The sequence below is a fragment of the Borreliella americana genome, assembly GCF_021043605.1.
Taxonomy (GTDB): domain Bacteria; phylum Spirochaetota; class Spirochaetia; order Borreliales; family Borreliaceae; genus Borreliella; species Borreliella americana.
The window spans coordinates 23,095-39,035 of record NZ_JAJNFB010000006.1 but is presented as its reverse complement, the minus strand read 5'-3'; the positions used below and the strand labels follow the sequence as shown (position 1 = coordinate 39,035).

Here is a 15,941-nt window from a genome sequence, read left to right as displayed (position 1 = left end):
ATTTAATTCTCTCTTGTAGCATTTAATCCTTCAATTAACTTATTAACATAAAATGATTTAGAAAGAGAATCATCCTTAACAAATAATAACTTAGGAGTACTTCTAACTTTAATTCGCTTAATAATTTGACTTTGAATGAATCCCTTAGCATTATTTAAAGCTTTAACTGCATTATCCAAAGAAGCGCCCTCTTTAATAGAGCCCACAAACACCTTAGCATTTATTAAATCTTTTGAAAATTCTACTTTAACCACCGTTAAAAATGAATGAATTCTGGGATCTTTAATCCCTCCACTTACTATTAAATTGCCAATTTCTTGAGCAATAAAACTTTCAAGTTTAAACTTTTTAATATCCTTATACATAAACACATATAAATAAAGCAATACTAAGTTTTAAAAGATTTTTTCACCTTTTTTATCTCAAATGCTTCAATTATATCTCCTTCTTTAATATTAGCATAATTATCAATCACAACGCCACACTCATATTGCTCAGCAACTTCTTTAACATCATCTTTAAATCGCTTTAAAGATGAAATTTTGCCGGAATGAATCTGCAAACCATCTCTCATTACATTAGTAATCGCATCTCGCTTTATTAGTCCTTGAGAAACATAACAACCGGCTATTACCCCAATTTTTGGAACATTTATTACAGCTCTTACTTCAGCAAAACCAATAAACTGCTGCTCAACATTTGGTTCAAGCATTCCCTCAAGAACTGACTTAACATCATTTATAGCATCATAAATAACATTATACTTTCTAATCTCAACTTTTTCCTGATCTGCTAGCACCTGAGCTTTTGCAGTAGGCCTTACATGAAATCCAATAACAATAGCATCGCTTGCTGAAGCAAAACTAATATCTGTTTCAGTTATCACCCCTGCTGATGAATGCACAACCCTTACTCGAACCTCATCGTTTGTTAATTTTTCAAGAGAATTCTTTAACGCTTCGACTGAGCCTTGAACATCTGCTTTTAAAATTATTTTAAGCTCTTTAAGCGCTCCTTCTTTGATTGAATCATAAAGATTTAACATGGTAACTTTTTTTACATTTTTGGAAGATTCATATTTTTTAAGATCTTGTCTTTTGGAGCTGATCAATTTTGCTTCTTTTTCAGTTTTGGTTACTTGAAAAGGGTCCCCAGCCTGAGGCATTGAAGAAAATCCCAAAACACTAATGGCCTTAGCAGGCCCAACGCTCTTAACAGGAACACCCTTGTCGCTAATTAATGCCTTAACTTTACCATAGCACGCCCCACCCACAAAAGAATCTCCCACATAAAGAGTTCCATCCTCAATAATAACAGAACAAACTATTCCTCGCCCCAAATCAATCTTGGCATCAAGTACTTTTCCAATAGCTCTTTTGGATGGATTTGCCTTTAATAACATCATATCTGACTGTAAAAGAATCATATCAAGAAGTTCAGAAATTCCTATCTTTTTAAGAGCAGAAATCTGCACAAAAATAGTGTCTCCCCCCCAATCCTCGGATACTAAACCATATTCTGAAAGCTGGTGCTTAATCTTATCGGGATTTGAATCCGGCAAATCAATCTTATTTATAGCAACAATAATTGGAACATTTGCTTCTTTTGCATGATTTATGGCCTCAATAGTTTGAGGCATAACACCATCAATTGCTGACACGACAAGAACAACAATGTCTGTAACCTGCGCCCCACGACTTCTCATCATAGTAAAAGCTTCATGGCCAGGAGTATCTAAAAATGTTATTTCTCGATCATTATAAACAATAGTATAAGCTCCAATATGTTGAGTAATGCCACCAGACTCTGTTTGATTTATATCTATATTTTGAAGTACAGAAAGTAGTTTAGTCTTGCCATGATCAACATGACCCATTATTGTAATAACAGGAGGTTTTTCAACTCTTTTACTTTGATCCTCCACCTCTTCTTCTATAATCGTTTCATCATAAATAGAAACAACATTAACTTTTGAACCATATTCTTCAACTAAAATAGTTGCCGTATCAGAATCTATTTTTTCATTAATAGTCACCATTACACCCAAAGCCATTAATTTAGCAATCAAATCAGAAGATTTTAAATTCATCTTTCTTGCAAGATCAGAAACAGTAATGCTACCCATAATATCAATTGACTTTGGAATAGGGTTAGCTAAATTTTCTCTTTTCTTTTTTTGAAGTTGATCAAAAACTTTTTGCTCAATTGTTTTGCTCTCAGTTTCTGCTTTTTTTCTCTTATAGCTTTTTTGACTCTCTTGTTGCTGTTTTTTTTTCTCACCAAGTTTACGATTTAACTCTTTACTATTCTCAGAATCTGCTGAAGGTGTGCTGCCAACAACAGGAATTTTGGCTTTGACAACTCTTCTAAAAGACATGGAAATAGAAGTATATTTATTTTGAGGATTATTTTTGGCAACATATGTTCTCTTTGCCAAACCTTGATATTGAGAAGTTGAGTTGTCTCTGTTTTGTGAATATCCACCGGTTCTGTTGTCTCTGTTTTGTGAATATCCACCAGCCCTGTTGTCTCTGTTTTGTGAATATCCACCAGTTCTATTGTCCCTGTTTTGTGAATATCCACCAGTTCTGTTGTCTCTGTTTTGTTGTGAATATCCACCAGTTCTATTGTCCCTGTTTTGTGAATATCCACCAGCCCTGTTATCTCTGTTTTGTTGTGAATATCCACCAGCCCTGTTGTCTCTGTTTTGTGAATATCCACCAGCCCTGTTGTCTCTGTTTTGTGAATATCCACCAGTTCTGTTATCCCTGTTTTGCGAATATCCACCAGTTCTGCTGTGCTTATGCAAATCAACAGAACCATTTGAATCATTTTTACTGTTTAAATCATTGTGTGTTACAATTTTTACTACCTTCTTTTTTAACTTAATAATCTTAATTTTTTTGCCATCTTCATTTTTAATATCATCAATATTTTTCGACAAACCTACTCCTCCTCAAACTCAAAACTAAGCCCTATTTTACAACCCGGACAGGAGGTCATATTTTCATTAATAACAACACCACATTCAGGGCAAAGAAGCTCTTCATCTTCTTCTGCCTTTTCCATAGACTCATTATTGTCATTAGAAATTATTATCATCCCCTCTTTTAATATTTTGTTAATTTCTTCTTGGTTTTCATAACTTACACCAAGATTAAAAAGCACCCCCTCATCTGCTTGTAAAAAATTATTAATATCATCAAACCCCTCTTTTGATAAATTAGAAATCACAGAAGGATCGAGTAATTTAAGATCACTTATTTTACTTATCTCTTCAAATTGCTCCTCTTCAACAACATCCTGCATAACTTTATCAAACATTTCGAGTGTTTCTTGCTTAAACTCTGAATTAGCTTTCATTTCTGCAAATTGACTGCTAGTTTTAACATCAATAGCCCAGTCAAGAAGTCTATTGGCAAGTCTAACATTTTGGCCCATTTTACCTATAGCAAGAGAAAGTTGGTCATCGCTAACAACTACTAAAGCTTTATGTAAATCCTCGTCAAGAATATAAACATGTTCTATCTTAGAAGGGGTCAAAGAATCCTTTATAAATTCTTTAATGTCTTTACTATAAGGGATAATATCGATTTTTTCTCCTTCAAGTTCCTTAATTATAGATTGAATTCTGACCCCTTTTTGCCCTATACAAGGACCAACAGGATCAATCTCTTCTTTTTCAGAATAAACAGCAACTTTGATTCTGTAACCAGGATCGCGAACTATTTTATGAATCTTAATAATACCTTCTTCGATTTCTGGAATCTCAAGTGCCAAAAGCTCTTCAATAAACTTTGGATGGGTTCTAGAAAGAATAACTTCAATACCATTTTTCCCCTTTTTGACACTATAAACTAAAACCCTAATCTTATCATTAAGGTTATAAACTTCTCTTGGCGACTGATACTTTTTGGGAATGATACCATCTGTATTGCCAAGATTAACATAAAGATCGCCATTTCTATTTTGTTGAACGTATCCAATAATAACTTTATTCAACTTGCTTTTAAATTCTGATAAAATCTCATTATCCTCAATTCCTTGCAAGTCATTTTTGGTTCTTTGTTTGGCAACCTGAATAGAAAGCCTATCAAAAACTTTAGGATTAATTTCAATGTAAGCATAACCACCTTCTACAATATTTTCCTTTGAGATATCTTTTTCTAATATTTCAAGCAAAGAATCTTTTACCTCTTTTACAATTTTCTTTTTTGCATAAACAGACAAATCTCCAGTATCATCATCAAACTTAATAAAAGCATTCTCATTGCTTCCAAAATACTTCTTATAAGCTATTAATATCGATTCTTTAATTGTTTTTCTAATAGAATCTATACTCATGCCACGATCATTTGCAATATTTACAATCATATGCCCCGTGCCCTTTATCATCCAAAATTCCTCCTTAAACTAATCTGGCTTTCTTAACATCACTATAAAAAACATTTACTTCTTTGCTATCTGTTTTAAAAATAAAACTTTTTGGCTTTGACTCTAATATAAAACCTTCTTCAAATTCATTATCTAGCATCAATTTAATCTTTTTACCTTCAAAAATTTTAAACTCTCTGTCACTTTTTATTTTTCTATCTATTCCTGGAGTAGAAAGTTCTAAAATAAAACCATATTTAAGATTTGCTTCTAAAATTAATAAAATCATCTTGTGCAAATCAGTCAACAAATCAACACCTAAGGAAAAATCTTTACTATAAAGAACTATTTGAATTTTTCCATTATTTTTATTTCTAAAGATATTAATTTCCAATATCTCAACATTTAAACGCCCTGTTAAATCTTTTATCAAATTAAAAACTTCATTATTTTTATCAAAATATTTAATCAACTGTATTCCTAAAAATAATAAGGTTCTTTTAAAGAACCTTATTAAATACATAAACTAAACCTCATATCAAGGTTAACACTTAGCAAAAATAATGTCAACATTAAACCAAATTATAAGATCTAGCCAAAGAAAGCTTTATAACCTTATAAGCTCCCAATTGCATAATAAGATCCTCACAAATACACATAGATGCTCCTGTAGTAACAATATCATCAAGCAAAACAATCTTTTTAAACTGAAAATTTTTATATTTTGATCTTAATTTAATTTTATTTTCAAGATTTTTAAATCTGAGATTGCCTTTCATTAATTTCTGACTTTTTCCATACTTTCTTGAAAAAATATTTATATAATTAAAACCAAAACGGCTTAATAAAATACCAATATATTCCATATGATCAAAACCATAAAATAATTTTCTTTTAAAACTACAGGGAACAGTTACTATTTGATCAAAATCAATATTATTTAAACATTCAGCAATTCCACTTGCTAAAAATTTGCCAATTGACTTTTGAGCATCCTTCTTATAAGACAAAATTAAAGATTTGTAGTGCTCTTTATATTCAAAAAAATAAATCAAATTCTCATCAAATTTAATTTTAAAATTAAAAAGTGGCTTACATTGATCACAAAGAGCATTAGAAGATACATATCTTTTTCTACAAAAAACACAAAAAGGTAAAAATATACTCTTCAAAGCATTTAAATAACTCATACTAACTAGACCAAGAAACAACCTTTAAAACAATTTGATTTAAAAGCTCAATTGATTGAAAAGGGGTAATATTATTAATATCTATGTTAGAAATAAAATTTTTTAACTCCAAATACTCACTTAATTTTATATGAATATCAGTATCATTTTTCAAAACCTCTTTATCATTACCATCAGAAGAAACACAGGGAAAAAGCTCTAAACAAGAACTGCCCTCTCGGCCCAGCAAAGTTTCTAGAATAACATTAGCTCTATCTATCACTCTTAAAGGAAGTCCTGCTATACGAGCAACATAAATCCCATAAGAATTAAGTGATGGTTTTTCTTCAATTTCTCTTAAGAAAACAAGATCGTTGCCTTGCTTTTCAATTTTCATTGAAAGATTAATAAAAGCTTTGTGATTAATAGATGACAATTCATGAAAATGTGTGGCAAACAAACTTCTAGCTTTAATATACTCTAAAATATATTCTATAATAGAATAAGCAATAGCAAGCCCATCATTAGTGCTAGTACCTCTTCCAACCTCATCCATAATTATTAAACTCTTTTCTGTTGCATTCCTTAAAATATTGGCTGTTTCATTCATTTCAACTAAAAAAGTAGATTCGCCTTTGGAAATGTTATCACTTGCTCCAATTCTGCAAAAAATTTTATCTGTAATGCCTATTACAGCTTTAGAAGCCGGGACAAAAGAACCTATGTGAGCCATTAAAGTAATTAAAGCCACTTGACGCAAATAGGTTGATTTACCTGCCATATTAGGTCCAGTAATTAAACAAAAATACTTTTCTTTATTAATCCTTACAAAATTTTCAGTAAAGATTTCAGTATTTTTAGTGTAGTGCTCAACAACAGGATGACGAGATTTATCAAGAAAAATTTCTTTACCTGACGTTAATAAAGGCCTTTTGTATTCATTTTTTTTTGCCAAATAACCGAAGTTAACAACTAAATCAATATATGCAAAAAATTCTGAAACCTTTTTAAGAACTTTATTATGTTTAACAACATTTGATGCTATTTCATCAAAAATTTCCTGTTCAAAAGCAACCACATTGTCTTCAGCATTATTAATATCTGCTTCAAGAGAAATAAGTTTTTCTGTTTTATATCTTTTTGAAGAATTTAAAGCTTGGCTTTCCATAAAATGTGATGGAACTTGGGCATAATTACTTTTTGTAACTTCAAAAAATAATCCCCTATTATTGGTTTTTCTAATCTTTAAGTTATTGATCTTGCTAAACAATCTCTCTGATTCAAGATATTGATCAATATATTTATTTGCATTAATCTTTAAATCTTTTAAGCCATCAAGCTTTAAATCATAACCTCTTTTAATAAGCTCATCAGGCGAGCTTGAAATTGCACTATTTATTAAAAAATAAACCTTAGAAATACTATCTTCTTCAAACTTATTAAAATTCCAATAATCAAAATTATGCTTGTTAAATAACTTTTTTACCGTAAAAAATACAGAAAGGGCTTTTTCAATAAATAAAAAATCTTTTTTAATATACCTTTTCATTTGAATCCTAGATATTATTCTCTCAATATCCCATATATTAATAAAAGTTTCTCTTAAAGTCACAGTTAAGCTAATATTTTTGCAAAAAAACTCAACATGATCTAGTCTGGTATTAATCTCAGAAATATTTAAAATTGGATTTAAAATAAATTCCCTTAAAAGTCTTTTTCCCATTGCAGTTTTGCAATCATTTAACACAGAATATAATGAATATTGAGAAGAAAAATCATTGTTATTTTTTACAAGTTCAAGATTAACTTGAGTTACGTCATCAAGAAACATGTACGAAGAATCATTATTAATATCTATTTTATCAATATTACTTAATAAATTTTTTAAATTATTTTTTATATGATTTATAATAAGAAAAATTGAAATGTAATAGGGCTTTTCCTCATCAAATCCAAGAGAGCTCAATCCAAGTATATTAAAATGCTCCTTTATTGTTTTTATTGCAATATCCTTATCAAGATGCCAAGTGGGAACTCTGTTGATTAAAAACCTACTAAAATTAAGTTTCTCTGAGTATTCATAATAAAAATTTTCAGAAACTATTATCTCTTTAGGAGAATATTTCTCAAGATCCCTTTTAAGTTTTTCAAAAAACCCATTCTCATAAAACATTATCCCAAGACTAGAAGTAGATAAATCTATATAAGAAAATGAATAATAATTTTTATAATCACTGATAGCAACTAAATAGTTATTAACATCATCATTTAAAAAATCTTCATCAATAATAACGCCTGGGGTTATTACTTCAACGACCTCTCTTTCTAAAGGCCCCCCAGAAGTAGAATTAGACGCTTGTTCACAAATTGCAACCTTTTTATCAAATAAAATTAATTTCCTTATATATTCTTTACTGGTATGATAAGGCACCCCACACATTGGAACATTTTCTCTTTTTGTCAATGTTAAATTAAGAAGCTTGCTTGCTTCAATTGCATCATCAAAAAACATTTCATAAAAACTTCCTACTCTGAAAAAAAGAATAGCATCTTTATATTTTTTTTTGATATCTAAATACTGCCTCATCATTGGGGTAACATTTTTTTCCATATGCTTCCTAAATAATATTGAATTACAATTGATATTATAAAATAAATATAATCCAATTAAAAAAAAGGAAGAATATAAAATGATTAAAAGACCGTAAAAGAAATATTTTATACAATCAAAAGATATCTAATATTAAAAAGCCTACTGTTTTAAATTTAATTAATTTTAAAAAATTTGCAAAAAACTTTTCACAATAAACAATATTTTTTGTTTAAGTTAGATTTAAACTTATTTTGAAGCGAAATTGAAAATTTTAAAAAAGAACGTAATATTTTGAAAGGAAAAGCCTTTAAGGATTTTTATTATCCTTTTCTAAAAGATGCTTAACAACATCGTCTGTTATATCAACAGTGCTATTGTGGTAAAGGATATATGGATTATTTTTCTTCATAATCAAAGAAAACCCATTAATTTCTGCAACATATTGAATAGCATGAAGTATTTTGCTTAGAGATTCACTATTATTATTCAAACTATTAATATTGGCCAATCTCTGCTGTTCTAAATTATTCTTTGCCAAACTAGACACTCTCTTTAGCTCATCAACTTTCAAATTATATTGATTTCCAAAAGATCTTGCATTATCTAAATCATTATCAGCAATAGATTTATCATACATATCCCTTAAATTTTTAAGCTCTAAATTTAACGTATTTATTTGTTCTTGATACCGATTTTTTATTTGATCAAGATTAGCTTTCAATTGAGGATTTAAAACTTCAATCACAATTCTATCAAAATCAACAATTCCTATTTTAATAACATCTATCGCAAAAACATTAAAAGAAAATAAAAAAAACAATGGTAAAATCAAAAAAAACACAAATTTCTTCATAGCATTAATCAATATCTCATCTCAATTCCTAAGAAAAATTTAAATCCAGAATAATATTGGTAATAACTTTTGGCTTTATTATTGTCAAAATAAAAAGGATAAGCTATTACAAAAGACAGCGGCAATTGAGGCAAAAGACTTCTAACTCCAGTTCCCCAGCTAAAAGCAAAACTACTAAAAGGTCTAAACAAAGAATTTTCTTGCCCTTCCAAAGAATAGGAAGCAAAATCTATAAAAAAGGCATCCCAAACTAAAATATTTTTTAACAAAGGAATTGATATCTGAACAGTATTTACAAAAGAACTGTAAATATTTTTCAAAATCCCCCAACCTCTAGCCTGCATAAAATTTTCACTAAGAATTATATGGTGATGGGGTTGAATTTCAATTTCAAAACCATTACCAAGAGGAGGCAATATATTAGAATAGACACTTCTTAAGGTTAAAATAATATCAAAATAAGGAGTAAACACATCCTCATATCCTAAAAGAGAAAAATATCTCTCAAAGGTTGTAGAAGATTTAATAAAATGGCTCTGACCAAATAAAAATCCACCAAAAAAATCAAACTGTTGCTTAAGTAAAAATCCATTATTAGATAAAGAGGTAGAATTTCTTGTATCCCAAGCCGCACTCAAACTAAGAGAATTTTCAAATCTAAAAGTTTTGTAATTATCTCTTAAATAATAATTTGAAGGTCTGTTGACCTCATTATCATAAAAAACATATTTTAAAGCAGTTTGCAAAGTACCAAGAAGGGTTTGCTTACCAAGATAATTAGAAAAAGTATACCCGGTAAACGCTCCAAAACCAAGTTTAAGCAAAGAATAATTCATGGAATTAAAATCAGAAAAGCTTTTAGCATCTCGATATTCTTCCCAACTTGTAAATGGATCAGGAACTTCCCTTTTGCCAGAAAAAATAGGCCCATTAATATCCTGATAAGCAGTATTAACAGAGTGTGAAAAATCTATAAATCCACCAACGGTCCATCTTTTCTGAAAAAACCAATTATCTCTAAATGTCAAACTAAGACTCTGCTCTAAAAAAGATAAATTTAGTCTTGCGGCAAAATAGTAGCCTTCGCCTAAAAAATTAGAAAGCTCCCACTGCCCAAATACTGAGAATGGAAACGAAGAGTTTGAATTGCCTCCAAAATTCATACCAAATCCAAAATTACTTGTTGCTCGCTCCTCAATGTTTAAATTTATTTTCATAAGCCCCTCTGTATTGCCTGGAACAATATCAGGAATTACATTTGAAAAATAACCAAGCTGCTGTAAGTTTGCCATACCCATCTTAAACTTGTCCAAACTAAAAACATCTCCCTCTTTAAGAGGAATCTCTCTAAGTATTACATGCGAAGCTGTATTTTTATTTTTAAAAACATTAATAGATTCAATATGAGCTTTATCCTTTTCTGTAATTTTAATTAACAAATCAACAAATTCTCCTCTTATCTTTTGTGAAGAAATAATTTCTGTAAAAATATATCCTTCCTTAAAATAACTTTCCTTAATTTTGCCAAAATCCTGCTCAAATTTAGAATCATTAAAAATATCACCTTCACTAAAGGTAATAAAACTTTTTAATTCTTCCAAAGTAAAAACTGAATTACCAGAAATTTCAAGCTTTCCAAATCTAAAAACATTGCCTTCTGAAAGAAAATATTTCAAAAAAACTTCCTTTTCTGGCCTTTTAGAATCCCTAAGGGCATCTTTAATATCAACAGTACTATTGATAATCTTAACATCAATATATCCATTATTTTTATAAAAAGACTCCAATTGACGCTTATCCTTATCAACATTACTTTTTAAATATTTGCCATCTGAGAAAAGAGACACTACTCTTGATGCTAAAGATTTTCTTAAAGTGCTACTTTTAAAGCTCAAATTTCCTTCAAAGTCAATTCCTTTAACAACATATTTAGGTCCAGCTACTATATTAAAAATAATATCAACTAAATTTTCTTCTTCTTTGATTTCAAAATTTGCAGAAACCTCAAGATATCCCATGTCTTTATACATCTCTTCAAGCTTGTCAATACCTTTATTAACACTCGCAAGATTTAAAGGCTCATTGGTTTTAATATTCACCTTCTCAACAAGCTCACTATTCCAAAAAACTCTACTGCTATCAAAAAAAGAAACAGAATTAACTAAAGATTTTTCTTTTACAATAAATGTAATAAAAAGATCATCACCATCCATTTTAAATATAGGCTTAATAAGCCCAGAAAAATAATCAAGAGAATAAAGATCAATTTGCAATTTATCAAAAATTTCATTAGAATATGCCACGCCAATGTAAGGTTTTAAAATATTAATAAAATCTCTCTCCTTCTTATTCTTAAGTCCTTCAAAATTAACGCCCTTTATTATCTTTCCTTTGTAATTTTCAACTTGACCAAAACTAAAAACAACAAAAAATATTAAAAAACTTACAAAAAACAAACCTCTAATTGAACCCATCTTAACCCCTTAACAATTTAATATTTAAATTTCCAAGAAATGCCTATATTATTTCCTATTCCATCTAAACCTTTTTTCATAAAATTGTAATCAAACTCATAATTAACCAAAAAAAATGGAGAATCAAACTCAATACCCAAATTGACAACAAAATTTAAATCTTTTGAAAAAGGAGACATTTGTTCTTTCAAAAAACCAAAACCCCCACTAATAAAAACGCCTTCAACAAGATATTTACCTACCTTAACACTTGTATTGTCAAGAACATCAACAAAAGTAGGATTCCCGATTTTGAAAAAATTACTATTAATAGAATTCTTCAATATATCTGTCTTTATACTCAACAAGTCTAAGTTTAATACAGAACGCATATAATCTTCAATGGGTTGAATTAAAAAATCAAGAGCAATGTCACTCACTATTCCAATTGCCATTTCAGCAGCATTAGTCCCTGCCGATCGCAATCCTCCCTCAGTCCCCTCTATTGTTGAGCCTGAAAGCAAATATTTAATTTCCTGCTCATTTCTAGAAGGAAATGACATAAACTCAATTTTCCATAAACTTAAAGGACTATCAATACTTATTGTAACAAGCAGTTTATCATTTCTATCCTTAATAGTATTTGTAGCCTCCGCTTTTATCCATGGATCAAATTTAGCTCTACTCTCATTAAAGGATATATAAGAACCACTTTTAAAGACAAATTTTTTATTATTATAATTAACAAAACCACTTGCAATATTCAAATCCCCCTTAATAATAAAATCGTCTGTTTTTGTGTCAGATTTTATTACAAGTTTATCCCCTCTTGAAATAGTAGCTTGTAAAAAAGAAATATTACTATCTGGCCAATGAAAAGTAACGCCGCTGTCAAAATTTATCTCAAGATCAGTTAAAATATCAAAATCTAGAAAATTAATATTAACGGTTTGCAATCTTTTTGCTCGCTTGAAAGGATTTATTAATAAATCAACCACAGAACTTTCAAGAGAATAAACCCAAGCATTTGAAATATTTAAAACGCCTTTAAACATAATTTCATCAGCATTTCCTTCAATTGAAAAATTGCCTAAAGCATAGCCTATAAAGCTTAAGGCAATTTTGTCAAATTTAATAGGAGCTCCCGTTCTACCAGTTACATTAATATCTATTTTGTAATAATCAATAATAGTATCACTTAAAAAATTTAAATTTAAACTAGTAAAAACAAAAATCTTAGAATATCGATCTAGGTTAAACTCATTGCTAAAAATGATTTTATTATCCTGAATTTCAACTGGTACATCAAATATTTCCAAAGCCCTATCACCACCAAATTTCCTAGAAGCTCTTAAATACTCGGTACTAATTGATCCTTTTTGAATATTTAAACTTCCACTAATATTGGGATTATACAAATCCCCATCAATATCAAATTCACCATTTAAAACAACATCGTAAAGAATAAAATGATTGTCAACATTAAATAAAGAATGTGAATCCAAAAAATCCTTGGTGATTATTTTTGAATCAAATTTAATATCTCTAACATTCCCAAGAATTTTATTTTTAATTATTTTGCCTGACGAATTAAAACTAAGAGGCAAATAATCTTTTAAAATAAAGCTATATTCTCCACTTCCATAATGGTATAAAACATTAATAAGGTCATAATCAATTGAAGTCATATTAAATTTTTCAAAATCATTGCTAAATTCAATAGTAAGATTGGATAAAAATTCATTTTTATATTTAATATCTCTAAATAAAAATTCGCCCTCTGTTTTGGTTTTCAAAACCCCAAATTGCTCTTCAACTCCACTTTGGGAATTTCTAAAATTTGCATTAAACTTATAAGTAAGCAAGTCACTATTAAAAACCATATTAGATACACCTAGAGAACTGATTAGATCATATCTTAGGCTTCCAGTAAGAAATTCTTTTTTATTGCGCTTGGCTTTTATGTCATATATGTTAAGCTTATTGTCCAATAATCCCAAATTCATAGAAAACTGAACGGGAACGCCCAATAACGTTAATTTATCTGCCTCAAGATATCCACTCAAAGAATAATTTTTAAAATCATTCTTTTTTAAATTTAGCAAAAAATTACCATTAATCTTTCCTTCTAAAAGGGATAAAGAATTAAAATTGTTAAAATCTAAGTCTTGAAATTTAAGCAAAAAATAACTTCCATATTCATCGGAATTAATCCCTAAAAAATATCGTTCTGAATTTAAGCTAGAAAATAGATTTAAACTTCCATTAAAATTATCTTTTAAATTAAATTGTCCATATCCTTGCAAATTTGAAAGTTTGTTTACAAGTTTAACATCAGAAATGTACAATTTATCATATTCATATAAGCCCTTAAAGCCAAAATTGAAATTATAAGCAGGTATCTTAGAAGCTTTTATTATATTAAACTCGTCTATTTTAAATTTCAAATCTTCATTAAGGCCTAAATAACTCCCATTAAAATTTATATTTATTAAAAGATCAGAAGTTTTATTATAAACTCTAAAATCATTAACATTAAGAGTATAAACTGTTTTGGAATCAAAATAATTAAAATCTAATTTAATACCAAGAGGAGATTCGGCAACAATAAACCTATCTTTAAGATTAACATTAAAATGCAAAGGATAAACTTTGTTCAAATAAGAAAAATTCGTGCTAATATTAAATCCACCTTCAAATAGTTTAACAAATAAATTGGAATTCAAATTGTGATCATTATAATGCAAATCAAAATTGTTTGATTTGTAAAAATTTTTTTCTCCACTAGCATCAAGCACAAATTTGAAATTGTTTAACTTCGAAAATACCATGAAATTGAATTTTTTTAATTTATTTTTATGATAATCAAATTTATTAAAATTAAAATCAGAAACCAAATTTAAATATTTACCTGAAAATAAAGTCTTAGGAAAAAAATTTATCAAGTGAGAACTAGGAATAACTTCTTTTAAAAAAAGCAAAGGAAATTCTTTAATGCCTAAACTTAAAGAAAATTCTTCATCATTAAGATCTCCTTTTAAAGAAATTTGAGAGTTTTTATTTTCTAAATAAATCACATAGTCAACAAAAACTTTATCCTTTAAAAAATAAGTTTTTAAACTTAAATTTTGAAAACCAAGATTTCCAAGACTAAAATTATTAGACTTAACCGAAAAAATATCTTTATCTTTATTAAAATCCAAATATCCATTTAGGTCGTTAAAGTTTAAAATTTTTGCAGACTTAAAATTAAGACGTCCTATTGGAAGCAAATCTTTTAAAGAATAATAACCTTTATAATTTACAACCCCCCTTTTAAGCTTTAAAAAAGCATTCTTAACGCTTACAATTCTATCATCTCCCTTAATTTCAAGCTGCAAGCCTTGAATTTCTTTACCTATGGTATCTACATTTAAAGATGAATCTATTATTCCTGAATATCTTAAATCTTTATCCTTAAAATCATAAGAAAATGCCAATTGCCCATTTAAATTTATATCAAAATAATCCTTATAAATTTCAAAGCCTTTGTTCAGCTTAATCCAATCTAAAAGATTAATATTGAAAAATAAAGCATCTAATCGAACAAAACCATTAGCCTTGTCATAACTTAAATTAAAATCAAAATTCTCTCTTCGTAAATTAAAAATTTTTAAATTTCCTTTTGAATAATTTATTTGAAACCCTTGCTCAAGTAAAGAAAAATAACTTGTTTTAAATTCAAAAAAACTAAAATTAATATAACCATCCTCAAAGCCTTTTTTGAATTTCCCCTCAAAATAGAAAGTTGAATCCAGAATTCCATCATCAATTCTTTCGGGCGGTAAATTAATTTCTAAATCCTTAACAGCACTAAAATCAACTACAGAGCTAAATAAAAAATCTTCATCTACGGTACTTAAAGAAAAATTTTTAACTTTAAAATTCAACCGACTATCATTATTAAGCCTAATATTAATATTAATATTTTCTAAATTAATATTTAATCTATAAAGATAGTATAAAATTTTATTTAAAATTACATTTTCATTGTCAGGATAGACACTGCTAGGATTTAAATCGCCAGATAAACTAAAGTCGTTTATATCAAAATTAAAATTACTCCCTTTAACATAAACATTTAAAATAATATTTTCATCACCTAAAATTAATTTAAACAGATTCAAATCTACCCTAACGATATCTATTAATATTTTATCTTTTCCATCCAAGCTTAACTCTAAACCGTCTATCTTGATTGATGATAAGAAATATGGTGAAATTCTATCATATTTAATATTAAAGCCAAATTTTGATTCAAGATATTTTATAGCAAAAAACTTTGCAGAATAAATTTGAGCTTGAACAAATGTATTAATGGAAAAAATTATTAAAACAAAAATAAAAAATGGTAAAATCCATAATAAAAAAGTCTTATTTCTCAAAAACAATAAATTCATACACTCTATCGATAATTATTATATAATAATTATCGATAACCTAATTATTGACATCAAAAG

9 protein-coding genes are annotated in these 15,941 nt (G+C 28.3%); all 9 read right to left on the bottom strand.

Features of this window, described 5'->3' with window-relative positions:
* Nucleotides 1-2: 2 nt before the first annotated feature.
* Nucleotides 3-365, bottom strand: coding sequence for a 30S ribosome-binding factor RbfA (gene rbfA, locus LRB30_RS02730; protein ID WP_231014604.1), 363 nt, complete (start codon nt 363-365; stop codon nt 3-5).
* A 23-nt stretch (nt 366-388) separates the two neighbouring features.
* A complete protein-coding gene (infB, locus tag LRB30_RS02725; protein ID WP_231018943.1) occupies nt 389-2,944 on the bottom strand; it encodes a translation initiation factor IF-2 in 2,556 nt (851 codons plus the stop codon).
* A 2-nt stretch (nt 2,945-2,946) separates the two neighbouring features.
* Nucleotides 2,947-4,395: a transcription termination factor NusA gene (nusA, locus tag LRB30_RS02720; protein WP_231018935.1), complete on the bottom strand. Its 1,449-nt coding sequence runs from the start codon at nt 4,393-4,395 to the stop codon at nt 2,947-2,949.
* A 13-nt stretch (nt 4,396-4,408) separates the two neighbouring features.
* Nucleotides 4,409-4,846 carry a ribosome maturation factor RimP gene (gene rimP / locus LRB30_RS02715; protein WP_231014371.1) on the bottom strand — a complete coding sequence of 146 codons (438 nt, stop codon included), beginning with the start codon at nt 4,844-4,846 and terminating at the stop codon, nt 4,409-4,411.
* Nucleotides 4,847-4,946: 100 nt separating this feature from the next.
* Nucleotides 4,947-5,564 carry a ComF family protein gene (locus tag LRB30_RS02710; protein ID WP_231018927.1) on the bottom strand — a complete coding sequence of 206 codons (618 nt, stop codon included), beginning with the start codon at nt 5,562-5,564 and terminating at the stop codon, nt 4,947-4,949.
* Between the two features lies 1 nt (nt 5,565).
* Nucleotides 5,566-8,154 (bottom strand): DNA mismatch repair protein MutS, encoded by a 2,589-nt coding sequence (gene mutS, locus LRB30_RS02705; RefSeq protein WP_231018926.1) that lies wholly within the window; start codon nt 8,152-8,154, stop codon nt 5,566-5,568.
* Nucleotides 8,155-8,443: 289 nt separating this feature from the next.
* Entirely contained in the window at nt 8,444-8,977 is a 534-nt protein-coding gene (locus LRB30_RS02700; RefSeq protein WP_231014369.1) for an OmpH family outer membrane protein, read from the bottom strand.
* Nucleotides 8,978-8,997: 20 nt separating this feature from the next.
* Nucleotides 8,998-11,463, bottom strand: a complete 2,466-nt coding sequence (bamA, locus tag LRB30_RS02695; protein WP_231014364.1) for an outer membrane protein assembly factor BamA — start codon at nt 11,461-11,463, stop codon at nt 8,998-9,000.
* A gap of 17 nt (nt 11,464-11,480) precedes the next feature.
* Nucleotides 11,481-15,881: a translocation/assembly module TamB domain-containing protein gene (locus LRB30_RS02690; protein ID WP_231014363.1), complete on the bottom strand. Its 4,401-nt coding sequence runs from the start codon at nt 15,879-15,881 to the stop codon at nt 11,481-11,483.
* Nucleotides 15,882-15,941: the final 60 nt, after the last annotated feature.